This window comes from Paramixta manurensis (assembly GCF_013285385.1).
GTDB classification, from domain to species: domain Bacteria; phylum Pseudomonadota; class Gammaproteobacteria; order Enterobacterales; family Enterobacteriaceae; genus Paramixta; species Paramixta manurensis.
In genome coordinates this window covers 1423778-1446661 of record NZ_CP054212.1, presented here as the reverse complement: position 1 = coordinate 1446661, position 22884 = coordinate 1423778, and the positions used below count along the sequence as shown (strand labels likewise).

24 protein-coding genes are annotated in these 22884 nt (G+C 53.6%); 12 read left to right on the top strand and 12 right to left on the bottom strand.

Features of this window, described 5'->3' with window-relative positions; all coding sequences use genetic code 11:
* The first annotated feature begins 44 nt into the window (after positions 1–44).
* The gene (locus PMPD1_RS07040; protein ID WP_173633368.1) at positions 45–674 is read left to right on the top strand and encodes a response regulator; all 630 of its coding nucleotides are present in this window, start codon (positions 45–47) and stop codon (positions 672–674) included.
* 9 nt (positions 675–683) lie between these two features.
* Here the strand turns inward: PMPD1_RS07040 and PMPD1_RS07035 are convergent, their stop codons facing one another.
* Both PMPD1_RS07035 and PMPD1_RS07030 read right to left on the bottom strand, forming a co-directional pair.
* Entirely contained in the window at positions 684–2111 is a 1428-nt protein-coding gene (locus PMPD1_RS07035; RefSeq protein WP_173633367.1) for a sensor histidine kinase, read from the bottom strand.
* A gap of 46 nt (positions 2112–2157) precedes the next feature.
* Positions 2158–2715: an RNA polymerase sigma factor gene (locus PMPD1_RS07030; RefSeq protein WP_173633366.1), complete on the bottom strand. Its 558-nt coding sequence runs from the start codon at positions 2713–2715 to the stop codon at positions 2158–2160.
* Between the two features lie 270 nt (positions 2716–2985).
* Between PMPD1_RS07030 and sctW the strand changes: the two genes are divergently transcribed.
* The 11 genes from sctW to sctU are packed head-to-tail and all read left to right on the top strand — an operon-like array spanning position 2986 to position 13540.
* Positions 2986–4134 carry a type III secretion system gatekeeper subunit SctW gene (gene sctW / locus PMPD1_RS07025; protein WP_173633365.1) on the top strand — a complete coding sequence of 383 codons (1149 nt, stop codon included), beginning with the start codon at positions 2986–2988 and terminating at the stop codon, positions 4132–4134.
* Positions 4135–4158: 24 nt separating this feature from the next.
* Positions 4159–6258 carry a type III secretion system export apparatus subunit SctV gene (sctV, locus tag PMPD1_RS07020; RefSeq protein WP_173633364.1) on the top strand — a complete coding sequence of 700 codons (2100 nt, stop codon included), beginning with the start codon at positions 4159–4161 and terminating at the stop codon, positions 6256–6258.
* Between the two features lie 11 nt (positions 6259–6269).
* A complete protein-coding gene (locus PMPD1_RS07015) occupies positions 6270–7196 on the top strand; it encodes an FHA domain-containing protein (protein ID WP_173633363.1) in 927 nt (308 codons plus the stop codon).
* Positions 7190–8557 (top strand): type III secretion system ATPase SctN, encoded by a 1368-nt coding sequence (gene sctN / locus PMPD1_RS07010; protein WP_173633362.1) that lies wholly within the window; start codon positions 7190–7192, stop codon positions 8555–8557. Before PMPD1_RS07015 ends, sctN begins: the two co-directional genes overlap by 7 nt.
* Positions 8541–9008, top strand: a complete 468-nt coding sequence (locus tag PMPD1_RS07005; protein ID WP_173633361.1) for a type III secretion protein — start codon at positions 8541–8543, stop codon at positions 9006–9008. The genes sctN and PMPD1_RS07005 overlap by 17 nt, the downstream gene beginning before the upstream one ends.
* Positions 9009–9019: 11 nt before the next feature.
* Positions 9020–9643: a type III secretion system HrpP C-terminal domain-containing protein gene (locus PMPD1_RS07000; RefSeq protein WP_173633360.1), complete on the top strand. Its 624-nt coding sequence runs from the start codon at positions 9020–9022 to the stop codon at positions 9641–9643.
* Positions 9640–10719 carry a FliM/FliN family flagellar motor switch protein gene (locus PMPD1_RS06995; protein WP_173633359.1) on the top strand — a complete coding sequence of 360 codons (1080 nt, stop codon included), beginning with the start codon at positions 9640–9642 and terminating at the stop codon, positions 10717–10719. The genes PMPD1_RS07000 and PMPD1_RS06995 overlap by 4 nt, the downstream gene beginning before the upstream one ends.
* Complete coding sequence (gene sctR, locus PMPD1_RS06990; RefSeq protein WP_173633358.1) at positions 10716–11381, top strand: type III secretion system export apparatus subunit SctR; 666 nt, start codon at positions 10716–10718, stop codon at positions 11379–11381. The genes PMPD1_RS06995 and sctR overlap by 4 nt, the downstream gene beginning before the upstream one ends.
* Positions 11382–11388: 7 nt before the next feature.
* Positions 11389–11652, top strand: coding sequence for a type III secretion system export apparatus subunit SctS (gene sctS, locus PMPD1_RS06985; protein WP_173633357.1), 264 nt, complete (start codon positions 11389–11391; stop codon positions 11650–11652).
* Positions 11652–12458 (top strand): type III secretion system export apparatus subunit SctT, encoded by an 807-nt coding sequence (gene sctT, locus PMPD1_RS06980; protein ID WP_173633356.1) that lies wholly within the window; start codon positions 11652–11654, stop codon positions 12456–12458. Before sctS ends, sctT begins: the two co-directional genes overlap by 1 nt.
* Positions 12458–13540 (top strand): type III secretion system export apparatus subunit SctU, encoded by a 1083-nt coding sequence (gene sctU / locus PMPD1_RS06975; RefSeq protein WP_173633355.1) that lies wholly within the window; start codon positions 12458–12460, stop codon positions 13538–13540. The genes sctT and sctU overlap by 1 nt, the downstream gene beginning before the upstream one ends.
* A gap of 1815 nt (positions 13541–15355) precedes the next feature.
* Here sctU and PMPD1_RS06970 read toward each other — a convergent pair.
* The 10 genes from PMPD1_RS06970 to PMPD1_RS06925 all read right to left on the bottom strand — a co-directional run bounded on the left by PMPD1_RS06970 (position 15356) and on the right by PMPD1_RS06925 (position 22832).
* Positions 15356–16231 (bottom strand): type III secretion protein, encoded by an 876-nt coding sequence (locus PMPD1_RS06970; protein ID WP_173633354.1) that lies wholly within the window; start codon positions 16229–16231, stop codon positions 15356–15358.
* A 202-nt stretch (positions 16232–16433) separates the two neighbouring features.
* A complete protein-coding gene (gene hrpT / locus PMPD1_RS06965; RefSeq protein WP_173633353.1) occupies positions 16434–16616 on the bottom strand; it encodes an HrpT family type III secretion system protein in 183 nt (60 codons plus the stop codon).
* An 11-nt stretch (positions 16617–16627) separates the two neighbouring features.
* Positions 16628–18637 carry a type III secretion system outer membrane ring subunit SctC gene (gene sctC, locus PMPD1_RS06960; protein ID WP_173636140.1) on the bottom strand — a complete coding sequence of 670 codons (2010 nt, stop codon included), beginning with the start codon at positions 18635–18637 and terminating at the stop codon, positions 16628–16630.
* A gap of 154 nt (positions 18638–18791) precedes the next feature.
* Complete coding sequence (locus tag PMPD1_RS06955) at positions 18792–19025, bottom strand: type III secretion protein HrpF (RefSeq protein WP_173633352.1); 234 nt, start codon at positions 19023–19025, stop codon at positions 18792–18794.
* Between the two features lie 72 nt (positions 19026–19097).
* Positions 19098–19721: a type III secretion system stator protein SctL gene (gene sctL / locus PMPD1_RS06950; protein ID WP_173633351.1), complete on the bottom strand. Its 624-nt coding sequence runs from the start codon at positions 19719–19721 to the stop codon at positions 19098–19100.
* Positions 19708–20295: a type III secretion protein HrpD gene (locus tag PMPD1_RS06945; protein ID WP_173633350.1), complete on the bottom strand. Its 588-nt coding sequence runs from the start codon at positions 20293–20295 to the stop codon at positions 19708–19710. Before PMPD1_RS06945 ends, sctL begins: the two co-directional genes overlap by 14 nt.
* Before the next feature lie 14 nt (positions 20296–20309).
* Positions 20310–21107, bottom strand: coding sequence for a type III secretion system inner membrane ring lipoprotein SctJ (sctJ, locus tag PMPD1_RS06940; protein ID WP_435529715.1), 798 nt, complete (start codon positions 21105–21107; stop codon positions 20310–20312).
* Between the two features lie 7 nt (positions 21108–21114).
* Positions 21115–21501 carry an EscF/YscF/HrpA family type III secretion system needle major subunit gene (locus tag PMPD1_RS06935; RefSeq protein ID WP_173633349.1) on the bottom strand — a complete coding sequence of 129 codons (387 nt, stop codon included), beginning with the start codon at positions 21499–21501 and terminating at the stop codon, positions 21115–21117.
* A 62-nt stretch (positions 21502–21563) separates the two neighbouring features.
* A complete protein-coding gene (locus PMPD1_RS06930) occupies positions 21564–21764 on the bottom strand; it encodes a hypothetical protein (protein ID WP_173633348.1) in 201 nt (66 codons plus the stop codon).
* A 96-nt stretch (positions 21765–21860) separates the two neighbouring features.
* The gene (locus PMPD1_RS06925) at positions 21861–22832 is read right to left on the bottom strand and encodes a sigma 54-interacting transcriptional regulator (RefSeq protein ID WP_173633347.1); all 972 of its coding nucleotides are present in this window, start codon (positions 22830–22832) and stop codon (positions 21861–21863) included.
* Positions 22833–22884 lie beyond the last annotated feature (52 nt).

Below are 22884 nucleotides of genomic sequence, written 5' to 3'. Positions count from 1 at the left end.
TTGCGCTTCATGATGTTGATTAACTTCCAATGAAAGTAGACAGGATGACAATTAAATTATTGCTCGCCGACGATCACGTATTAATGCGCGAAGGCTTAAAACAACTTTTAGCCCTGGATAGCAACATTCGTGTAGTGGCTGAAGCGGGAAATGGCGAAGAGGTGCTGGCGCTACTCGCCTGGCAACCGGTGGATGTCTTACTGCTTGATCTATCGATGCCCGGCGTCAGTGGGCCGGAGCTGGTAAAACAAATTGCGCGCCAGTGGCCTTTTTTACCGGTATTAGTACTCAGCATGCATAATGAGCCACAGATTGCGCAAGCGGTGCTGGCAAGCGGCGCGCAAGGGTTTGTTACCAAAGATCAGGATCCTAAAACCCTCTTAACCGCTATCCACCGGGTTGCGGAACAACAGCGTTATATCGATCCTACGCTGGCAGAAGCGATTATTTTTGCCAGCCAGGATAGCGGACATTTGCAGCGCTATGAACTGCTATCGCTGCGCGAAAAGCAGATCATGCGGTTACTGAGCGAAGGCAATAACGTCAATACCATTGCCGAAAATCTCAATATCAGTAATAAAACCGTTAGCACTCACAAAGCGCGGATGATGGAGAAAATGCAATTCGCCAGCAATGCCGACATCATTAAATTCGCCATTAAATACCATAAATAGCCTGGCGGCTTAGCCGGTACGCAGCGGTATTTTCAGCATCACGCGCGTGCCCTTCCCCAACTCACTGCCAAGGCTAAAGCTCCAGCCCTGCATAATGCAGCGTTCACGCATTCCCAACAACCCAAAGGAAAATGACGGAACGTGTTCAACGTGAAACCCTACGCCGTCATCGTGAATTTTAATCACCAACTCGCGATCGTGCTGTTGCACGCTCACCTTTGCTCGTTGAGCATTCGCGTGCCGATGAACATTGGTTAATGACTCCTGCACGACCCGAAAAGCGGTGGTGACTTGGTCGTCAGGTAAGTCAATCTCCTGCATCGGCATCTCTAACAGGCAATGGCAGCCCTGATACTTATTGAACTCATCACGCAACCACGTTAGCGCCGGTTTAAGCCCCATATTGAGTACCGCCGGGCGTAACTGTGTCGATAAATTGCGCACCACCTTAATTGTGCCGTCAACAATGGCGGTCAATTTTTCCAGTTGTGACGCCAACGCCGGATGCTGCTCTGCGGTTAATGACAAGCCGACCCGTAACGAGGTCAAATGTTGCCCCAACTCATCATGAATTTCGCGCGCGATATGCTTACGCTCATCTTCCTCCCGCCGCTGTAACTGCTGCGTCATCATGCGTAGCTGTTCATGTGTCTCTTTCAATTGTTGATCGGCAAAAAACTGACGCGTGATTTCTCGTGCAATAATCAGCACCGATTTTAACGAATGATTAAGCCCAAATTCCGGAATGAAACGAATTTGATAAATCGAATCCCGCCCCTGACTTTTACCGCGAAATAATCCTTCCAGTTGCGAACCGGTATGCAATACCGATTGAAGCGACCAGCTAATTTGTTCAATTAACGAAGTATCCGCAATCAATTCGGTCAGTAACACACCCTGTAATGCTTGCGTGGCAGGCAAACATTTTTGCCCGGTTGCATTGACATATAATACCCGTAACTCACTATCAACCCGCAGGATGCTATCCGGCACGTTATCTAGCATATCGCGTAAATCACTTTCCCGATTGTGATAAAAACTATGAATATCACGGCGCTTGCGCGCATCGCTCATTACCAGCGTTAAATAGGCCTGGCCCTGATAATGAAATGGTCCGGGAAACAATTCGACCGGTAGCACTTCATTATCGGGTAAGCGCAATTGAGCAAAAATCTTATCGCCATAGTGCGGCATTTTCGGCAGCCACAGCCGTTGCTCCAGCGGGTTATCATCCTGCGCATCGACAAGCGTCAGAATACTTTTCCCGCATAACGCCTCCGCTTGATAATGTGTAATCTGGCTGGCTTTGTCATTGCAATGCACTATTTCATTACGTGCATTGAGAATAAATACGCCCTCATCAAACTGTTCAAAAGCCGCTGCAAACAGGGCTTTGGAAGGCTGCTGCGCGACTGACATCGCGGTTTTATCTGCCATAATGAAATGCTCTCACTCTGACTTATCATCTCACTGTCTCGCTGCATTATTCCGCCGGTTCCCAATCAATGTCATTTTTTAACGTCTGACGTAGACGAGAAAGACGCGACCGCACAGTCCCGATCGGGATCATTAACTCATCGGCCACCGCCTGATAACTGGTGTCGCTTTCAACAATCAGTTGTAAAATCTGCTGATAATCGGCCGGTAGCTGCGCGATACGATGCAACACTTTACCTAACGCGTCTTTTCCTTCGGTCAGGCCATCAGGCCGATCGCCATGCGTCAGTTGCGTTAAGACCTCGTCATTTAACTCATCATGCAGATAGCTAACTTTTAATGACTTATAGTAATTCTTCACTAAATTAATCGCGATGCCAAACATCCAGGTTTCAGGTTTTGAAGATCCGCAAAATTTATGCTGATTGCGTAAAACCTCAAGCCAGGTCGACTGTACTAAATCTTCGACATCGGCAAAATTCGCCACACGTTTACGAATAAAGTTATACAGCCTTTTTTCATTTTCACGCATCACACTTTCCCAGCGAACCGGATGAAAAAGTACCGCTGAAGTTTCAATCTCGAAATCAACCAGTGCAGACATAATTACTTCCTCATTAATGTTAGGCATTTTCTCTTTAGCAAGAGCTGTGCCACACCACATTGATGAAATAACCGTTTGATTTAACACCGGACAGCGGAGTAATACAGACAATTCCGAGAACAAATCGACACAGGATTAAAATCGCTTTGTGCAACTTATTACACACCCTGTGACGGATAAGACAGAGCGCAAAATATTTTGCGTCAGGCGGGAACCGCAAACAAAAAAGCCGCCACACATCGGTATGCATCAAAAGCGAGGCGTATCGTGATGAACATGAAAATTCCGCAGCATCACTTACATAAGCTCCCGCAAGAGCTTAAACAGCAGGAAGACCTGCTGGACGAGTTGAGCCCGGATGAAAAAAGCCAGACTAACGCTCCGCGCATTCGTTCTCCGCAAGCTCGCGTTACTGACGCGTTAGAAGAACTCGGTACGTTATTTGCCGAAAAAAATGAAATGCAAAGTAAGCGTGATGAACAGCGCGCACTAAGCCGTGGTTCATCGCGTAGCCGAATTGCGCTAACCAAAATTGAACGCCTTACCGAACTCTATCAACTGCTGGAGAGCCGCAACGCGCCCGCCCAACAGAAACGTGAAGACGCCATTGATGAACTGCTAGTCGGTGAGAAAGCGCCAAGTTCTGACCAACTGGTCGACGCGGCAGATGGCGACCCAACGTTGGCAGATACGCTGCTACGCGTCGCATTGAGCAAAGCGCAACGCCTGGGGCAAAGCGACAAAATTGCCGCCGCCACCGCCGCGCTGAGCGCGCTGGCCGAAAAATTCGGCGCGCAAATCAGCGCCGGTTTGAATACCGCGCCCGCCATCGCCGCCTTTACCACCCATCCCGAACATAAAATGACCATGCGTCAGCTCTATTATTCGGTGGTGATCGAGCAACAATCGGCGGAAACCATCTTCGATACATTGCTGGAGAAGTTTGGCGGCGAAGGATTTGAACCCGCGTTGCGCACCTTGCAGCGGGCATTGTCAGATGATATTGCCGCCCTCGCCTCCTCTGCATCGCGAACCGCGCTGCGCAAGATCCTCTCCGGGCTGGACGATACCCGCGCGATTACCAACACCTTATCAAAGGTCGATGATTTTCTTGCTAGCCTGAAAACCAAATATCCCCAAGTCACCGTCGGTAACGACGTCTTCACCCGCACGCTATTAAGCATGTGCCATAAAGGTTTTCAGGCTCATGAAGTGACACGCCTTGGCGCGGAGGTTGTGGGGCAACAACCGCTGCACCAATCGCTATTTTATAACCAGTTCCTAACGCTGGTGTTGTCATTACCCAACAAGCTGTGGGGCAACGATGAGAGCAACCGTAGCAAAGCCATCACTATGCTACGCACCCTGAATGGCGAATACGCCAACTGGGAAAAACGCTTTGCTCATAGTCAATCCTAACCCGGCAAGGATCAGTAACCTGAAATGAATATGCTGTTTTTAATCCTAAACAGAATCGCTATCAGCGCCATGCAGCGGTCGGAAATCGTCGGCGCCGCCATTGCGTTGGCGGTGGTTTTCATGTTGATTATTCCCTTGCCATTGCCGCTGATTGATACGCTGATCGCGGTTAATATTAGCGCCTCATGCCTGTTAATTATGTTGGCGATGTATTTACCGAAGCCGCTGGCCTTCTCGACGTTTCCCTCGGTATTACTGCTGACCACCATGTTCCGCATGGGCCTCTCTATCTCAACTACGCGCCAGATTTTACTGCAACAAAATGCCGGAGAAATCGTCTCCGCCTTCGGTAACTTTGTGGTAGGCGGCAACCTGGCCGTGGGGTTGGTGGTGTTCCTCATTCTAACGGTGGTGAATTTTCTGGTCATCACTAAAGGTTCGGAACGCGTGGCGGAAGTGGCCGCCCGCTTCACGCTGGATGCCATGCCCGGTAAGCAAATGTCGATTGATAGTGACTTACGCGCCGGCTTAATTAACGTACAACAAGCCAAGAGTAAGCGTCAGGATTTGGCAAAAGAGAGTCAGTTATTCGGTGCCATGGATGGGGCGATGAAGTTTGTTAAAGGTGATGCAATTTCGTGCCTGGTCATTCTGTTTATTAACATGATCGGCGGCTTCTGTATCGGCGTACTGCAATTAGGGATGCAGGCCAGCGACGCCATGCATGTCTATTCCATTTTAACTATCGGCGATGGTCTGATCGACCAAATTCCGGCGCTGCTCATCTCCCTCACCGCCGGGATGATCATTACTCGCGTCTCCTCTGATGAAGAGATTCTTGATAACAATATTGGTCGTGAAATTGCCCAGCAATTAACCAGCCAACCGAAAGCCTGGATCATCGCCGGTTTTGGGATGTTCTGCTTTGGCCTACTGCCCGGCATGCCGACATTCATCTTTATTCTGCTGGGATTAATCACGCTGATTAGTGGCTTATTCCAACTGTGGCGTGCGCGTAAGCAGGCGCAACTACAGCAGAGCGCGGTCGAAGAGTTGGCGCCGGAAGTTAACGGCGACGAGGATCTGCGTACCTTTAATCCCAGCCGTCTCTACTTGTTAAGCTTCCCTTCCTCCCGCGCTGGCGATCCGGCGGTTACTGCGTTAATCGAAGACATTCGCCGTTTACGTAACCGGATTGTCAATCAGTTCGGCTTCACGTTGCCGGTCTTCAATATTGAATATAACCCGCAGCAAGCCGATGACGAATTCCGCTTCTGTATTTATGAAGTACCGAAAGTGATCGGTACCTTCACGCCGCAACGTCGGGTGATCGATAAGAAATGGCAGGATGAGTTAGACGATGCTGCGCAAGCGGAGGTTGGGAGCGAGGGGCGCAATGAACAGCAGTGGTTGTGGCTCAATCAAGACCATCCGCTACTACAGCGTGAAGATGTGGTTTCATGGGACGCACACCAGTTATTACTGGCGCGCATGGAAGAGGCGCTCTTCGCCAGCGGGCCACGCTTTGTCGGGCTGCAAGAAACCCGCGCCATTATGTCTTGGCTGGAGATGGAACAGCCGGAATTGGCGCAAGAATTTCAGCGTATCTTCCCGCTCACGCGTCTTAGCGCGGTATTGCAACGGTTGGTCTCTGAACGCATTTCACTGCGCTCGGTACGCACCATTACCGAATCGCTGATTGAACACGGGCAGCATGAACGCGATGTTAGCCTGTTGGTTGATCAGGTACGTATCGATATTAAAGAGCTTATCTGCCACCAGTACACCCAGAATAACGGCATGGTGGTCTGGTTATTAGCGCCGGAAACCGAAGAGATGCTGCGTGATAGCTTGCGTCAGACGCAGAACGAAACCTTTTTTGCGCTCAACCAAGACCAGCATTCGAAACTACTGGAACGACTACGTGAAATTTTCCCGCCGTTCAATACGCTCTCCGGCGTGTTGCTGGCGGCTCAAGATCTCCGCAGCCCGCTACGGTTAATGATCCAGGACGAATTCCATCATGTGCCGGTACTCTCTTTCGCCGAGTTGCAGTTCAACATTCCGGTCAATGTTATGGGGCGCATTGATATTAATCATGCGCTGGAGTCCTTCAATGCATAAAGGTGCCCATCATGTTTGAGCTACGAGTCCTGAACGGATTACATGAAGGAGCCGCCCTACCGTTGAGCGGTAAACAGTGGTCGATTGGCAACGCCACCGAGAGCGAATTACAACTGTGCGATAACGGCATTAAGCCGCGCCATTGCCAACTCACGTTGACAGATGCAGGATGGCAAATCAGCCCGGTCGAAGGCAGCATCTGTAACCGTGAAGGTGAACGTGTCGCCCTTCCCTTTCTACTGCAGCCCGGCGAAATTTTTACCCTGAGCGGCGTCTGGCTCAGTCTTGATGATGCCGCCACGCCTTGGCGCGAAACACCCGTCGAGATAGCCAGCGCGCCGGTCACCCCTACCGCGCCAGAGACGAGGGTTAACGCCTCTACGCCCGCCAAAAGCCGAAAATCGCTGTTTGCTCGTATCCTGCCGCGTTGGGCGCAAATCACCACCGTGTCACTGCTACTGTTGTTGACCTTCACCATCACCAGTTGGGTATTGCAGCCAGGCGTGGCACAGCAAAATGACGATGAATCGCAGTTGATTAAGCCACAACTGCCCGATACCGCCGCGTTGCGTAGCGTACTGGAACAAAAGCTGCGTGAACGTGAACTCCTGTCACGCGTCCAACTGACCTCTTCCGCGCACGGTATCACCATCAATGGTGACTTACCCCAAGACCAACTGCCGATCGTGCAACGTATGGTGAAAATGATCCGCGATGACTACCAGCTTGGCGTGACACTTAATGACGAAACCAAAGTGAAAAGCGTCAGTTTACCGTTCCGCATCATCCAAATTACCTCCGGCTCGCACGCCAATATCGTCACCGAAGGCGGTCAACGTCTGTTTATCGGCGATGAACGCGATGGATTGCGGCTCACATCCATTACCGCCGATCAAATTGAGTTTGGCGGGCGCGAAAACATCACGGTGAAATGGTAATGAGTATGACGTCAGCCACACTCGATGCCTGGTTTAGCCAACGGTTGCAGGCACTAACGCAAGTATCGGCGGTGTCGGCACAAGGTAAGATCACCGGTATTAACGGCATCTTATTAGAAAGCAGCCTCCCCCAGGCACGTATTGGCGATCTGTGCCGCGTCAGCCGGGCGCAGGATGGGGAGATCATGGCGGAAGTGGTCGGTTTTAATCCGCATCACACGCTCCTCTCGGCGCTTGGCCCGCTGGATGGCATCGCGCAGGGCGCCCGCGTTACGCCGCTGTTTCAACCGCACAGCATCGCGGTTTCCGACCAATTACTCGGTAGCGTACTGGATGGTTTTGGTCGCGCGCTTGATGAAGAGAGCCTCTCGGCTTTCGCCCTTGCCAGTGAAAATGAACACACCACCGGCGTGCTTGCCGATGCGCCGCCGCCCACCGATCGCCCGCGTATTGATACGCCGCTCCCTACCGGCATCCGCGCCATCGACGGGATGTTGACCATCGGCGTCGGCCAACGCGTTGGGGTTTTCGCCGGGGCCGGCTGCGGTAAAACCACCTTACTGGCCGAGATGGCGCGTAACACGCCGTGCGATGCGATTGTCTTCGGCCTGATTGGCGAGCGTGGCCGTGAGCTGCGCGAGTTTCTCGACCATGAGTTGGATGCCGAGCTACGCGCGCGTACGGTTTTGGTGTGCTCTACCTCAGACCGCAGCAGTATGGAACGCGCGCGCGCCGCTTTCACCGCCACCTCCATCGCGGAAGCCTTTCGCGATCGGGGTAAAAACGTGTTGTTGATTATTGATTCGTTAACCCGCTTCGCACGTGCGCAGCGTGAAATCGGCCTGGCGCTGGGTGAACCGCCTGGGCGCGGCGGCCTGCCGCCTTCGGTATATACCTTACTGCCTGGCCTACTTGAACGTGCCGGGAAAACCTCGCGCGGCGCCATCACCGCGCTGTATTCCGTGTTAATTGAACAGGACTCGATGAATGATCCGGTCGCCGACGAAGTGCGTTCATTGATTGATGGCCACATTGTACTGGCGCGCCGTCTGGCCGAGCGTGGGCACTATCCGGCAATCGATGTGCTGGCCAGCCTTAGCCGTACCATGGGTAGCGTGGTCGAAAAAGCGCATGTGGGCGAAGCGTCCAGCATTCGCCAATTGATGTCCGCTTATCAACAAGTCGAAATGCTGATCCGCCTTGGCGAATATCAGCCAGGCAACGATGCGACCGTCGATGCCGCCGTGCAAGCCCAGGACGCGATTAACGCTTTTTTACGCCAGGCCAACCATGCGCCGAGCGATTTCACCCTTACCCGTCAACAACTGCAGGAGGTTGCCCGCCATGCGCCGTCACGTTGATGTCGAAACCCCACCGGAAGCCGATGCGCAAGCACTGGAATTACATAACGTGCTGAAAGTGCTGCTGCCAATCCGTAAACAACGGCTCAGCCGTAGCGAACGCTTGCAGCGTCAGCAACAACAACAGTTGCAGGTCTGCCATCAGCAACACCACGATGGCGAGCAACTGCTACAAGGACAAAGCCAACGTTATCAGGAGACCGTGGCGGCGTTTGTGCCGCAACATCAAGGAAAAATCGAGCCATTAAATGAACTACGCGATGCGCTCCAAACAGAACAACAGCAGCGCGATGATGTATTACGCCAGCGGCAGCAAATCGTGGTGCTGGAAAATGCGACGCAAGCGCAGCAACAGCGGGTAGATGAAGCGTTGCAGGTGGTGCAGCGCTGCCAGCGTGATGTGGAAAAAATCGAGTATCTGTTGCAAAACAACGAGGCCGCACCGCAATGATGAACCGACAGATGAACCACAATCTGCAACCAAACAAACTCTGGCAGCGCGATGAAAGCCTCCGCCACCAGCAGCACCAGGCGACGCCGCATGATAACACGCCGCGTCAGCCCGCACGTCCGCTGCCGCAAAACGCCAACCGCACCGCTGTTTTCACACCAACATCCGCACCGGCCAAAAGCCCGGCGCGTAACACCGATAAGCAGCGGCTATCGCGTGATGAGAGCGAATTTAGCCAATTACTTAACGGCGAAGGCAGTGCCGCACCGTTAACCCCAATTACGCCATTATCGCTTATCGATCCCGATGCATTACTCAGCGCGCCACAGGAAGCCCAGACGGTTGAAAACCCGCAGGCAGCGGCACTTTGGCAAATCGTGGAACCGCAACTCAGTCAGAGCCTGGAAACGCAGGAAGCCTTTCCGGCTAGCTTTAGTATGATTCTGCCGCAGCTGGGCGAAGTCAAAGCCCAAGTGAATACATTGGCGGGCGGCGGCCTGGATGTCGCATTGGGATTTTCTCCCGCGTTGTTTAATGTGGTACGTGGTAGCGAAACTGCATGCGGCGAAAACCTTTCTCGTCGCATGAGTCAGCGCGTTCGCCTGCGTTTTAAACGCTGGGAAGCGCTATCATGAAACTCGATTTACCGCAGCAAACCCGCGATGAAGCCGAGGCGCGGCGCTGGATAGGCAGCGGCTGGCGCTATCCTTTTACGCTGGGTGAACGCCAGGGTGAGTTGCAGCTACTGCCCGCTGACGATACCGTCGCGCAACCAACATTACACTATTACCACAGCGATGCCGGGCTGCTGGCACTAAGCGACCCGGCGCCCCTGCTGACACTATTGGCCGACTGCCCGGCATTAACCGGCGTCACTGAAGAGAATGAGGGCTGGTACTGGTCTTACTTTAATCAACAGCTCAGCCCACAAATCATCAGCCTGCTGGGTAAACTGGCCCCGACCCTCGCGCAACAGCAAACCGCCTCTCCTTTCACGCTGCGGTTATCTGTGCAGCTTGGCGAGGAGCATGCCTACAGCCAGTTAGTGATTCCGCTTGAGGCGCTACAGCGGCTGGCGACCCGGACAGGCTGGCAGCGCCGTTATCAGCCGGTAAATCTCGCGTTACCGCTAGACACGCCGCTGGTGATGGGGTGCCTTACACTGTCAGCACAGCGTCTCGCCGCATTACGTCCGGCAGACGTCTTATTGCCTACACAGCGCTTTTTTACGCCCGACGGTCAGGGCGTCATCCCCTTCGCCCACGCTCAATTTCAGGGCCAACTCCGACTCGCCTCTCAACCTGGCGAACCAGACACACTCCAAATTACCCTAAAAGAGGACTTAACCATGTCTCACCCTCACGATCCCATCCCGTCTGAAGGTCCCCAGGACGTCGCCGCATACGCTTCGGACGTTAGGGAAGATACGACATGGCATCCCGATGGCGATAGCGCACGTTCCGGTCTGGATGCGCTGCCGTTAGAGCTGACTATTCGCTGCGGAAATCTACGGCTGACGCTGGGTGAATTACAGCAGTTGGATGCCGGTTCTACGGTGATTGTCGAACACGTTACCCCGGGTGAGGCGATGCTGTGCCACGGTAATTTTCTATTGGCAAAAGGCGAACTGGTGAATGTTAACGGCAGTTTGGGGCTACAAATCACCAATATTATCAGTAACCAACCGCTGAAGGCGGATAGCACACTATGACCGAAAGTATCAGTTCATTTAATCCGCTAGCGCTGGCGATTTTTCTCGGCGCGCTTTCGCTGTTGCCGCTGGCGTTAATGATCACCACCAGTTTTTTGAAAATTTCGATGGTACTGATGCTGACGCGCAACGCGCTGGGCGTGCAACAAGTTCCGCCCAACATGGCGCTTTACGGTATCGCGCTGGCGGCAACGCTGTTTGTAATGGCGCCGGTTTTCAATGGCGTGCAGGCGCGTTTTAAAGAGCGTCCCATTGAAACCAGCAGCGCGGAAAAGCTGGAAAGCAGCCTAATGTATGGTATTCAGCCGCTAACGGCTTTTATGCACCACAACACCGATCCTGATGTCGAAACGCATCTGCTGGAAAATAGCCAGCGCATGTGGCCGAAAAGCATGTCAGAGCAGGCGGTACAAAATCGCGATAACTTACTGCTTCTCATCCCGGCCTTTGTATTGTCGGAATTACAGAACGGCTTCAAAATCGCCTTCCTCATTTTTATCCCGTTTGTGGTGGTTGATCTCATTGTCTCTAACGTCCTGCTGGCGTTGGGGATGCAGATGGTGTCTCCAATGACCATTTCGCTACCGCTGAAAATTTTGCTGTTCGTGATGGTCAGCGGTTGGACCCGTCTTCTTGACGGCCTGTTTTACAGCTACCTGTGAGGCGCGCGTGGACATCATTTATATGTTTAAACAGGCGATGCTGATGGTCGTGATGCTATCCGCGCCGCCATTGGTGGTGGCGGTTATCGTCGGCGTCATTGTTTCGCTGTTACAGGCGGTGATGCAGTTGCAAGACCAAACACTGCCCTTCGCGATTAAACTGGTGGCGGTTGGCGCGACGCTGGCGCTGAGTGGCCGTTGGATTGGCGTGCAGCTTATCGACCTGGCGCAATCGGCTTTTGCCATGATGTCATCAACAGGATCGCTATAGTGCTGGCGTCGATGATCGACTCGCTGTTTAACGCCATGCTGGCGTTGGGGCTTGGCATCGCGCGCATTTTTCCCTGTGTACTAATTACGCCGGTTTTTTCCTTCTCTTCCCTGAAAGGGATGGTGCGCACTTCTATTGTGGTGGCGTTGGCGCTGTTTGTTACTCCCACTATTGAGCCGCAAATCGCGGCCATGTCATTGAACGCTTGGGGCATGGTCGGGCTGGCGCTAAAAGAGATTATTCTGGGTTTATTTCTTGGTTTGTTGTTAGCGTTGCCTTTTTGGTTGTTTGCCTCAGTAGGCGCCTTGTTTGATAACCAACGCGGTGCATTGACCGGCGGCCAACTTAACCCAACGCTGGGCCCGGACGCCACTCCGCTTGGCGATATGCTGCGGCAGTGGATAATCATTTTACTGATCCTGAGCTTCGGTCTATCGCTGATTACCCAAGTTATTTGGGACAGTTATGGTTTATGGCCGGTTGATGCCTGGCTGCCGGCGCTCAATAAACAAGGTTTTGACGATTTTTTACACCGCGTCGCCGATATGTTTGTCGATATGGTGATGTACGCCGGGCCGCTGGTATTGCTGCTGATGTTGCTGGACTTCTGTGTTGGCATCCTCAGTATTTACAGCCCGCAATTGCAGGCTACGGTGCTGACCGTACCGGTGAAGTGTCTGGTCGGCGTACTGTTCTTTATTATTTATTTACCCACGCTGGAATACCTTGCCAACCACCAGTTGCTCTCATTGCGTGATTTGATTCCGCATATTTCTCATATCCTGCCGCCGCAAGGGAAATATTAATGGGAGAAAAAACCGAGAAGGCCACGCCGCAGAAACTTCAGGAGGCGCGTAAAAAGGGCCAGATTAGCCAAAGCCAGGATATTCCCAAACTGTTAGTGATGCTCGGCGTGCTGGAAACGGTCTTCGCGTTGATGGATGACAGTATGGGCAAGCTGGAAGCGCTAATGTCGCTACCGCTCGGTCGTCTGGATCGGCCGTTTACCGAGGCGTTGGGCGAGATTGGCGGCGCTGCCTTATTAACCCTCTCGGTATTCTTTTTGCTGACCGTCGGTATCATTATTTTATTGCGTATTCTGGGCGGCTGGATTCAGTTTGGCCCGCTGTTCGCCACCGAAGCGTTAGCGCCCAAATTTGAAGCGCTCAATCCCTTGGGCAAATTTAAAGAGATGTTCTCTGCGCGCCAGTTTGTACAGATCCTTAATAGCCTGTTAAAAGCGATAGTACTGGGGTTGGTATTCTGGATGTTGATCGAGCCGCGGCTACCGCTACTGGCCTCCATGTCCGATGGTACGCTGGTTGATTTCTGGCACGGCGCGGCAGCAATTTTAAAAACGCTGGCGCATACCATTATCGGGGTGTTGTTGGTGTTTTCGGTGGCAGATTTCGCGCTGCAAAAATACTTCTATTTGAAGCAGAACCGAATGAGTCATGAAGATATTAAAAATGAATATAAACAAAACGAGGGCGATCCTCATACCAAGGGGCATCGTCGCCATCTGGCACGTGAACTCGTTAACTCACCGCCGAAAAAAGTGACGCCGCAGCAAGTCGAGAAAGCGGATGTGTTGCTGGTAAATCCGACGCACTTTGCGGTGGGGTTATTTTATCAGCCGGATGAAACGCCGTTACCGGTATTGTTGTTTAAGGCCGAAGATGCCGATGCGCAAGAGTTGATTGCTTTGGCGCACAAGGCCAATATTCCGGTGGTACGCTACATTTGGCTGACGCGGACGCTCTACCGCACGACAGACGAAGGCGCTTATATCCCGCGCGAGACCCTGAAAGCGGTGGCACAAATTTATCGGTTGTTGCGGAGTCTGGAAGATCGGTTGCGCGGTGAGTTGATTGAGTTTGAGGAGTAAGCGGCAGGTAGCGGGTGCGTGAAACGCTGTTGGTTTCAACAGGCTTTGGAAATTAATTTCCGTTAAGGTCAACGGCATTCCGGCCACCGCTCCGCGTCGGACGGGTTAAGGGGAAACTCACCTTTCCCCTTAACAATCCCGCGTGCCGCTGGTCCTCACGCCGCGCGTTGCGCGGTTCCCTCAGGTTTCACTCCGGCCTGCCGGACCGCCCGGGACGTGACGTCCTGTCCCGCCCGGCCTTGTGGCGGCTTCCCTGCCGCCCCATCCTGGCCTTCACTCAACCTTCGGCGCTGCGGATGGCGGACACAAGGTGCTCACCGTAACGCTGGTGCAAATGTTTGGATGTTGACCTTCCCGAGGCATTAGCGCCGCTGAGACGGAGCCGGTTTCCAGGACGAGGCGACACGACGTCGCCGAGAGCAAGCGCCGCGTCGGGAACGCGTCGCGCCCGGTCCGTCGGAAAACGGTGAAGGCGAAGGGACCCGCATAGCGGGCGGCGCGCCTGCCGGCAGCGCGGATTGTTAAGGGCCACGCTTATGGCCCTTAACTCGCTCGCCCTTCAGGCGAGAGAAACGCTGTTGGTTTCAACAGGCTTTGGAAATTAATTTCCGTTAAGGTCAACGGCATTCCGGCCACCGCGCCGCGCCGGACGGGTTAAGGGGAAATACACCTTTCCCCTTAACAATCCCGCGTGCCGCTGGTCCTCACGCCGCGCGTTGCGCGGTCCCCTCAGGTTTCACTCCGGCCTGCCGGACCGCCCGGGACGTGACGTCCTGTCCCGCCCGGCCTTGTGGCGGCTTCCCTGCCGCCCCATCCTGGCCTTCACTCAACCTTCGGCGCTGCGGATGGCGGACACAGGGTGCTTACCTTAATCAGGTGCAACGGTGTGGGTGTTGATGTTGACCTTCCCGAGGCATTAGCACCGCTGAGACGGAACCGGTTTCCAGGACGAGGCGACACGACGTCGCCGAGAGCAAGCGCCGCGTCGGGAACGCGTCGCGCCCGGTCCGTCGGAAAACGGTGAAGGCGAAGGCTCCCGCGCAGCGGGCGGCGCGCCTGCCGGTAGCGCGGATTGTTAAGGGCCACGCTTATGGCCCTTAACTCGCTCGCCCTTCAGGCGAGAGAAACGCTGTTGGTTTCAACAGGCTTTGGAAATTAATTTCCGTTAAGGTCAACGGCATTCCGGCCACCGCTCCGCGTCGGACGGGTTAAGGGGAAACTCACCTTTCCCCTTAACAATCCCGCGTGCCGCTGGTCCTCACGCCGCGCGTTGCACGGTCCCCTCAGGTTTCACTCCGGCCTGCCGGACCGCCCGGGACGTGACGTCCTGTCCCGCCCGGCCTTGTGGCGGCTTCCCTGCCGCCCCATCCTGGCCTTCACTCAACCTTCGGCGCTGCGGATGGCGGACACAGGGTGCTCACTTTCACTCTGATGCAAATGTATGGGGTGTTGACCTTCCCGAGGCATTAGCGCCGCTGAGCCCGCGCCGGTTTCCAGGACGAGGCGACACGACGTCGCCGAGAGCAAGCGCCGCGTCGGGAACGCGTCGCGCCCGGTCCGTCGGAAAACGGTGAAGGTGAAGGCACCCGCGCAGCGGGCGGCGCGCCTGCCGGTAGCGCGGATTGTTAAGGGCCACGCTTATGGCCCTTAACTCGCTCGCCCTTCAGGCGAGAGAAACGCTGTTGACCTGGCGGCGCCAACCAGGCGCTCAGGGCGAGAGAAATGCCGTTGACCTGGCGGCGTCAACCAAACGCACAAGGCGATAGAAAAAAGCCGGGAAACAATCCCGGCTCCTCATAACGCGCTGGCTTATCCTCAAGACATCGCCTTTATCGCATCCTGCTTAATATTACTATTCGCCAATTGCGCATCGGCATTAAGCAGCGCCGAACCACCGGGCGCCGCGCCAGGAGGCGTCGGAATGCTACCGCCAATCATAGACGTTTTCAGATCGTTTTTCGCAGTCTGGAACTGTTTCAATGAATCGTCGCTTAACGGCTTACCATTTTTAAGCGCATCTTCCCAACTGCTGGATTCATCACCCTTCATGTGAGCGCCTTGCGGCATCTGCGGCTTACCAAAAACTTCCGGATGTTGATCCATAAACTTACCGATTTCCGCACGCGTCTCCTTGGAACCGCCATCCACTTTACCGCCGTGCCCACCCGATAACAGCGCCTCAATACCTTTGTTCGCACCGGTACCCACATCGTTCAACGCCTCAAGCCCAGCCTTGCTGCCCATTTGGCCGCCAATAGAGTTACCCAACTGAGTAAAATCATTGGCGTTTTGCGGTGACAGCGGTGTATTCATCGTCGGTCCGCCGGTTCCACTTAAACCGTTACCCAGCCCCTGATTGAACGCATTCATATTGTTCTGACCAGAGCCGGAATTAAACGGGCTGTTTTGCGGGGTAATCCCCATTTGCTGAAGAACCTGTTTCATCAGGTTCTCCAGCATATTATTGCCGCCATTACCCAGCGCACCCATGCTGGCGCCACCGTTACCGCCGCCTTGCTGGTTCATGCCACCGGAAAATAGCGAATTGGTTAATTTAGAGGCGATATCATGAATCATCTGATCGCCAATATTCTTCAACAGATTCGCCGCTGCGCCTTGCGGAGTCAGACTCAATGCCGTTTGTGGAAGGTGGGTAACCATACCCAATACGCCGCCAATTGAATTACTCATAGGTAAGACCTCGTGTTATCAGGATGTTTGTTAATTAACCCTGCGTACCGCAAGGCTTTCGAATACTGTGCATATGACAGAAATTAAGTGACCAAACCCGGCGTCTGGTTCCCGAAAAAAAGCGCAGAAGAGAAAAAAATGTGACCAGAATCAGAGAGGAAGAAGAAAAGATAACGGGGCGCATCACGCGCCCCGCTAAGGCTTAACGAACCGGCATCTGCGAGTAATCCTGCGTACCGTTGCGCATATCCGACGGCCACCAAATAGTCAGATGATGGCTATCAGAGAGAGGACGACACTGAGCATTATCACAACCATTATCGTGCGACGCACAGGCGCTAAGTACGCCGCTTAATAACGCCAGCATTAATAAACGCAATTTCATGACATCCCTCCTTAGCGACTGGCGCTGGGCGACAGCAGTGAAGTACGAGAACGTCGCGCCTCACCCCGCGTCTGGTAAGCAACATAGATTTCCGCCGATTGCCCCGGTTGCAGCATCGCCTGTGGCCATACTGACACCGCCAGCACATCATCATCCCGGCAGCTAGACTCATCAAAACGCAGCGGCTTGGTGGACACATTCTTCATCACACCTACGGTTATCTGTACCGCGCGGTTGCTATACCACTGGCTGCGCGACGTATCGTATTGAATCCCGTTCAGGCTATCGCACAACAGCGATAGGCTTACGCCTTCCCCGCCAGCACGGAACCCGGTCGGGATCTTATCTTCCGCCAGGTCACGCATCGCGTTTTCCACATCCCCTTTCATTGAGGAGTATTTTTGGCGGCGCTGCACTTCATCCATTGCATCATTGAGCTGGTTACGATACTCATCACCGATATAGCGAGTCGGATCAACCTGATCGCCCACTAAATGCGGCGTAATAATAAACAGCCGCTCACGCTGCGAGGTTTCATGCCGGGTATAGGAAAAGAACGAACCGATAAACGGAATGCTGCTCAGAAGTGGGATACCGCGCTTCACATCACCGGTTTCGCGTGAATGGAAGCCGCCCATCACCAGTGAGCCACTTTGCTGAACCAATGCCTGGGTGCTGACCGTGGCGCGCTGCGCGCCGGTCGCTTCACCGTCGTCACCTTTATCAACCTTGCCGTCCTCAACATCCACCATCAGTTGCACCGTCCCTTTGCTGCCGTTACCAATCGCACGCGGCACCACCTGCAGGCTGGTTCCGGCGGTAACCGGCTCAATATCCACCACACGTTCGCCGGTCGCTGTAATAAACGCAGTATCGCTGAAATCGATCACTGCCGGTTGGTTCTCCAGCGTCAGCACCGAAGGGTTAGCGACAATCGAAGCGTTCCCCTTCCCTTCCAGCGCCTGCACCTGCGCGAAGAAACGGCTGTAATCGGTAACGAACAGCGTACTACTGCCCTGTAACATGGATGAGCCAGCGGTAACGTTGCCAAAAGTACCAAGCAAATTGGCGGAGAGCGTTGAGAGCGCGCTGCGATCAACATCGACGATCATCGCATCAATCTCGACCAGTTTTTGCGGTATATCGATTTGTGAGATCAAGGCACGATACTGCTCGCGCCGCTTGGGATCGTCACGTACCAGCAAGGCATTATTACGCACATCCGCCGACACCAGCGGGTTCAGCCCCGGATCGTCGGAAAAGTCATCATTGCGAATACGCGTATCTTGGCTTTGCACCAGTTGCGATAAAATCGTATCGGATTGATCTTCAAACGCCCGGCTTGCCGCCCCATGATTGCCATCTTTATTGACCTGGATCCCTTCGGCGGTACGGTTATTTTTTTTGCCGAGCAGCTCATTCAGAATCGTCGCGACGCCCGGTACTAACAGCGTTTTATCCCGATATTTGATTTGGCGATCGGCCACCGACGCATAACGTAGTGGGAACACCATCATCTCTTTATTCTCTTTTTTATCCTTATCCTGTTCACTAAAATCGTTGACCAGCGAGACATACTCCGGCGGCCCGGTCACCAGCACCACGCCATCATCCGGCAATTCGCCCCAGCCAAATTTGGGTTCGAGTAATCCAACGCCTTCCAGCGCCTGTTTCAAATCCGGCGCGGCATCAGCCGAAACCCGGATACGTTTCGAAACCTGTGCCGATTGCGGGCTGATATACAACGTGTCGTTATAGACAAACCACTGGAAACGATATTCCAGCGCTAAACGGTCAAGAAACGTGACCGCACTGTCTGAGCGCAGACGACCATTAACTTCACTGTCGGGAATATCGCCGAGACGCAAGTTAACGCCATGGCTGCTGGCGAAATCCTGCAATACAGTACGTAGTGAGGTGTTTTGTGCGGAATAGGCGTAAGCGCCATTTTGCCAATCGGCGGGCGCTTGCGCCCGAACGCTATTCGCGTATACGCCGACGGCCCCGGCCAGTAAAAACATGGCGGTACGTAACAAACGAACGTGCTGGTTCAACGCGTCACTCTCCCTCTAGCCAACCCTAAGCTTATAATTCTCAACATGCCTGACAGATCCCAAATTGCGTGTGATAGCGTGCGAGTGAAAAAACGGCTTAATGGCTAAGCCGTTTGGCGCTTTAGTTAATAGAATCGATAATCGATTTACTGAGGTTATGTTTCAGTGAACTGAGTTGACTCGCGGTGTAGTTCGAGGCGGACTCCTGCATTAGCGCCTGCTTGAACGCCATCAAATCCCCCATCCCTGGCCCCTCTTCTTGTGAAAGCGTGCCGTTAGCCAACTCGGCTACCGAGTGATGAACACGCGCCAACTGTGCATCAAGACGTCGCTGAATATCATAGGAATTGCTCATGCGCTTCTCCTTTGGGTTGAGATCGCCCAATAAGTGGCGCGGCAGGCGGAAAGGTTCCCGTCGACGGTAAAATTATGCCTGTACGGTGCTGAGCAACCGCTGCTGTAGTTGCGCCCAGTTGACGCTGAGCTCACCATTCGCGGTTTGTAGCATTACGCTGTGTATTTCGAGCGCATCATCCAGTTGAACCGCCCAGTCAAGGTGGGTATGCGCCTGCAGCCAGGCCTCGATCGCCGCATATTGCGAGGGGTGACACCAGAGCGTAGCACTTTGTCCACGCGCCCGCGCCTGTAGCAACTGGCGCAACAAGGCGGTAACTTTTTGCGTATCGCTGCTGCTATCAAACAGATGCGTCAACGCCGCGCTGACTAAGTATTGCGCCTGAGAAATAAGGCTCTCATCTTGCTGCTTACGCGCGCTTTGCCAATCTTCAAACAGCGTTTCGACGCGTTGTAAAAACTGGGCTTCACTCTGCGCAAGCGCGGCCGCAATTTGGCGTGCCGCCTCATCATGCGCCGCCTCGATAATTTGCTGCGCCTGACGCTCAGCGTCGGCGACAATTTGCGCGTGACGCTGTTGCGCAGCGGTCAAGACATCGTAGGCTTGCTGATATTCATGTAGCGTTTCACGCGACAATACCACCCCTTCTTCTAACGGCGGCAGGGTGGTTAAAGTAATCTGCTTAGTTATCCACATGCGGCTGCCCGTCCTGTTGCTGGCTACGCCAAATAACCGCTTCCCATAACGCCTGAAGTTTATTAAGCGGTAATGCATCCGGCAGTTCGGGAAGCTGCTTCACAAGCTGGTAGTCAAAACCTAAACGCAGTCGCAGCCAATTTTCCGGTGAGAAAAGCGGTGCCAGTAATGCCAGCGCCGCCGGTTGCGGATCGGGGGAAAAGTGCAGTTCCGGCGGTAGCCAAATTCCGGGACGCAAGGCACGAGTGATACGGTGGCACCAGGTACGCTGCGCAGCATCCAATGCTTCCGCCCCGCTATCATGTTGGCAAATCTCCCCCACCAACCGTAACATTAACCGACGCTGTGGTTCAGGCGCTTCCGACAAGGCGAGCAGGCGTTCATCCGGCGGCCCCGGCAACGTATCAGGCAGATTAAGATGTTGCGCGAATGCGTTGTGATGCGCGTATGCCAGCCGCTGCTGGTGCAGAGGGTCAAGCTGAAAAAAAGGTAAATGGCACCAACTGGCATCCGCATGTTGCCAAAACCCGCGCGTCCACCAATCGAGCCATTGACGTTCAACCTGTCGCGACATGCTTCCTCCAGCGGCTAATCCTGACCGCCGGATTCAACAACCGCCAGTGAGGTTGATTTTTTTCTGTTCAGCATTTTTTTCATGCGTGGTACCAGTGCCATACCTGCTCCGCCTAACAGCAGCAGAATCAGTACGATAAAGAACACCACTTTGACGGTGGCATATTGCGACATCGTCAACTGGAAAGGCCCGAGCGAGACTTTCTCAATATGGTCGCGATACACTTCCGCTGGCACAAAAACAATCGACAAATCGTTGTCGCTTTTCCCCGCCAGCCCCGGAATACTGGCCGCCACCAGCCGACGGATACGCGGTTCAATACTGTCGGGATCGAGATCGGCAGTGTATTTAATGAATACCGAAGCTGACGCAGGTTGTACCGGCTCGCCGGGCGCTACCCGCTCCGGCAGCACCACGCTAACGCGCGCCACGACCACGCCATCAATTTGCGAGAGTGTCGACTCCAGTTCCTGCGAGAGGGCATAAATATAGCGCGCACGCTCCTCTAGCGGGCTGGAGATAATGCCGCTTTTCTGAAACACCTCACCGAGGTTAGTTCTGGACTTACGCGGCAATCCTTTGGCGTTAAGAATCTGTACCGAACGCTCAATTGTATCGGCATCGACGGTGACCGTTACGCCCTCTTTATCAATTTGCTTATCCGCCGCAATCTTGTATTTAGAGAGTTCGGAAATAATGTCATTGGCATCATTTTCCGTTAGACCGGTATTGAGTACCACCGGTTTATCGCACCCGCTAAGCAACAGCGTAAGCAGCGCGACCAGCATCGGTTTTCGCCAGGATATCTGCATAATGCGGTCACTGAAGGTTGGTGAGCTTTTCCAGGCCCTGGACAGTTTTCGACACGATTTTGGCGTTCATCGAGCTTTCCAGGTAATAGTTGGAAAGTTCGCCATCGATTTTATTCAATACCAATGGGTCGGTTGAGCGAGAGGCTTTACGCAACGCGCTATTCATACTCTTTTTGTCATCGTCAAGGTGGTTAAACACCGACGATGCCTGATTAAATAGGCTATCCGGTTTATGACCAGAAAGGGTAAATGGTTGTTGCTGCGGCGCGTCTGGTTGTTCCAGTGCGGCGGAGAACCAAGCGGCATCGCCACTGTTGGCCGATGAAGGAGAAGAGGAAGAAAGCGCTTCATGAACCGGTAACGCATTACCTGCTGTAGGGTCATTTATTTTCATGCTGCAAACCTCAGAGAACCACAAAAAACAGGGAACCTTATACACAAGGCTCCCTGAATGCGTTAGAACTGTATTTTGTTCTGCGCCAGGGAACTGATCATGGTTGTCGCAGAGTTGGCGTAACCGGAAACGAAAGCATTTTTACGATCGCGTTCCGCTTTATCCAACTGGTCCTGCATTGATTCGCCCTGCACCTGGTCCATACTTGACTGGAACTGGTTGCGCATTGCATCGCTGTTTCCGTTATTGACACCTTGAGTCATAACCTTACTCCTCGTCAGATTTAGGATTGAATGATGTGTCATTCATCTGTTAAGTGGCGCGGCTTACGTACCGGTTCCCTCGGTTTCCAAAAAAATTTAATTTTCCTGCGCGGTCAGCGATTTGATGCGTTGATACAGCGTGCGACGCGGAATACCTAACTCGTGCGCGGCACTGACAATACGGTTTTCATGACGCATCAGACAATCTTCAATCAGACAATATTCTATGCGCCGCATCCGCTCACGAAGCCGTACGCTGTGTGTTTCCGGACGGATGCCGTTTCCTAGCGGCGGAATGCCCAATACAAAACGTTCCGCGGCGCCACGCAGTTCGCGAATATTCCCCGGCCAGTTGTGCATCAGTAGTGATTCAGACAGGCTGGCGGACATCGCTGGCAGCGCCCGGTTGAGGCGGATGGCAGCTTCTTGTGAGAAACGACGGAATAACGGAATGATATATTCAATACGGGTGCGCAAAGCGGGCAGGACAATTTTAACCGTGGTCAACCGGAAGTAGAGGTCTTGCCGGAACAGTTTCTGTTCCACCAGGCTCGCCAGCGGTTTTTGACTTGCCACCACCACACGTAAATTAAGCGGCACGCTTTGCGTACTTCCAAGGCGCCCGACAGTGCGCGTTTCCAGTACGCGCAGCAGCTTGGCCTGTAGACTTAACGGCATACTGTCGATTTCATCGAGGAACAGCACCCCGTTATTGGCGCTTTCAATGTACCCGGCGCGCGAATGGTTCGCGCCGGTGTAAGCGCCCGACATCACGCCAAATAATTCACTTTCTGCCAGGCTCTCCGGGATTGCCGCGCAGTTAATTGGAACGAATTCGCCGCGGCAGCCGGAGTGCGTATACAACCGGCGGGCAAAGGTGTCTTTGCCGGTTCCGGTCTCGCCTTCCAGCACCAGGTCGACCTTAAGAGGTGCTAACGTGTTTAACAGTGCATCAAAATCACTGTGAATATCCTCTTCCGCACGGATCAGATCGACCACTCCCCCAAGAGTGTCATCATCTTCGATCAATCCCCTCATCCCTCTATTTTCTAAGTCATTCTCTTTCATAGATTCCCCGCTACCTGGTTCTAACAAGGGCACACAGAGTTAACTGATTGAG

Excerpts from the sequence above, each read along its gene's own strand:
- PMPD1_RS07040 (WP_173633368.1), top strand. The coding sequence starts at position 45 with ATGACAATTAAATTATTGCTCGCCGACGATCACGTATTAATGCGCGAA.
- PMPD1_RS07035 (WP_173633367.1), bottom strand. The coding sequence starts at position 2,111 with ATGGCAGATAAAACCGCGATGTCAGTCGCGCAGCAGCCTTCCAAAGCC.
- PMPD1_RS07030 (WP_173633366.1), bottom strand. The coding sequence starts at position 2,715 with ATGTCTGCACTGGTTGATTTCGAGATTGAAACTTCAGCGGTACTTTTT.
- sctW (WP_173633365.1), top strand. The coding sequence starts at position 2,986 with ATGAACATGAAAATTCCGCAGCATCACTTACATAAGCTCCCGCAAGAG.
- sctV (WP_173633364.1), top strand. The coding sequence starts at position 4,159 with ATGAATATGCTGTTTTTAATCCTAAACAGAATCGCTATCAGCGCCATG.
- PMPD1_RS07015 (WP_173633363.1), top strand. The coding sequence starts at position 6,270 with ATGTTTGAGCTACGAGTCCTGAACGGATTACATGAAGGAGCCGCCCTA.
- sctN (WP_173633362.1), top strand. The coding sequence starts at position 7,190 with ATGGTAATGAGTATGACGTCAGCCACACTCGATGCCTGGTTTAGCCAA.
- PMPD1_RS07005 (WP_173633361.1), top strand. The coding sequence starts at position 8,541 with ATGCGCCGTCACGTTGATGTCGAAACCCCACCGGAAGCCGATGCGCAA.
- PMPD1_RS07000 (WP_173633360.1), top strand. The coding sequence starts at position 9,020 with ATGAACCACAATCTGCAACCAAACAAACTCTGGCAGCGCGATGAAAGC.
- PMPD1_RS06995 (WP_173633359.1), top strand. The coding sequence starts at position 9,640 with ATGAAACTCGATTTACCGCAGCAAACCCGCGATGAAGCCGAGGCGCGG.
- sctR (WP_173633358.1), top strand. The coding sequence starts at position 10,716 with ATGACCGAAAGTATCAGTTCATTTAATCCGCTAGCGCTGGCGATTTTT.
- sctU (WP_173633355.1), top strand. The coding sequence starts at position 12,458 with ATGGGAGAAAAAACCGAGAAGGCCACGCCGCAGAAACTTCAGGAGGCG.
- PMPD1_RS06970 (WP_173633354.1), bottom strand. The coding sequence starts at position 16,231 with ATGAGTAATTCAATTGGCGGCGTATTGGGTATGGTTACCCACCTTCCA.
- hrpT (WP_173633353.1), bottom strand. The coding sequence starts at position 16,616 with ATGAAATTGCGTTTATTAATGCTGGCGTTATTAAGCGGCGTACTTAGC.
- sctC (WP_173636140.1), bottom strand. The coding sequence starts at position 18,637 with ATGTTTTTACTGGCCGGGGCCGTCGGCGTATACGCGAATAGCGTTCGG.
- PMPD1_RS06955 (WP_173633352.1), bottom strand. The coding sequence starts at position 19,025 with ATGAGCAATTCCTATGATATTCAGCGACGTCTTGATGCACAGTTGGCG.
- sctL (WP_173633351.1), bottom strand. The coding sequence starts at position 19,721 with ATGTGGATAACTAAGCAGATTACTTTAACCACCCTGCCGCCGTTAGAA.
- PMPD1_RS06945 (WP_173633350.1), bottom strand. The coding sequence starts at position 20,295 with ATGTCGCGACAGGTTGAACGTCAATGGCTCGATTGGTGGACGCGCGGG.
- sctJ (WP_435529715.1), bottom strand. The coding sequence starts at position 21,107 with ATGCAGATATCCTGGCGAAAACCGATGCTGGTCGCGCTGCTTACGCTG.
- PMPD1_RS06935 (WP_173633349.1), bottom strand. The coding sequence starts at position 21,501 with ATGAAAATAAATGACCCTACAGCAGGTAATGCGTTACCGGTTCATGAA.
- PMPD1_RS06930 (WP_173633348.1), bottom strand. The coding sequence starts at position 21,764 with ATGACTCAAGGTGTCAATAACGGAAACAGCGATGCAATGCGCAACCAG.
- PMPD1_RS06925 (WP_173633347.1), bottom strand. The coding sequence starts at position 22,832 with ATGAAAGAGAATGACTTAGAAAATAGAGGGATGAGGGGATTGATCGAA.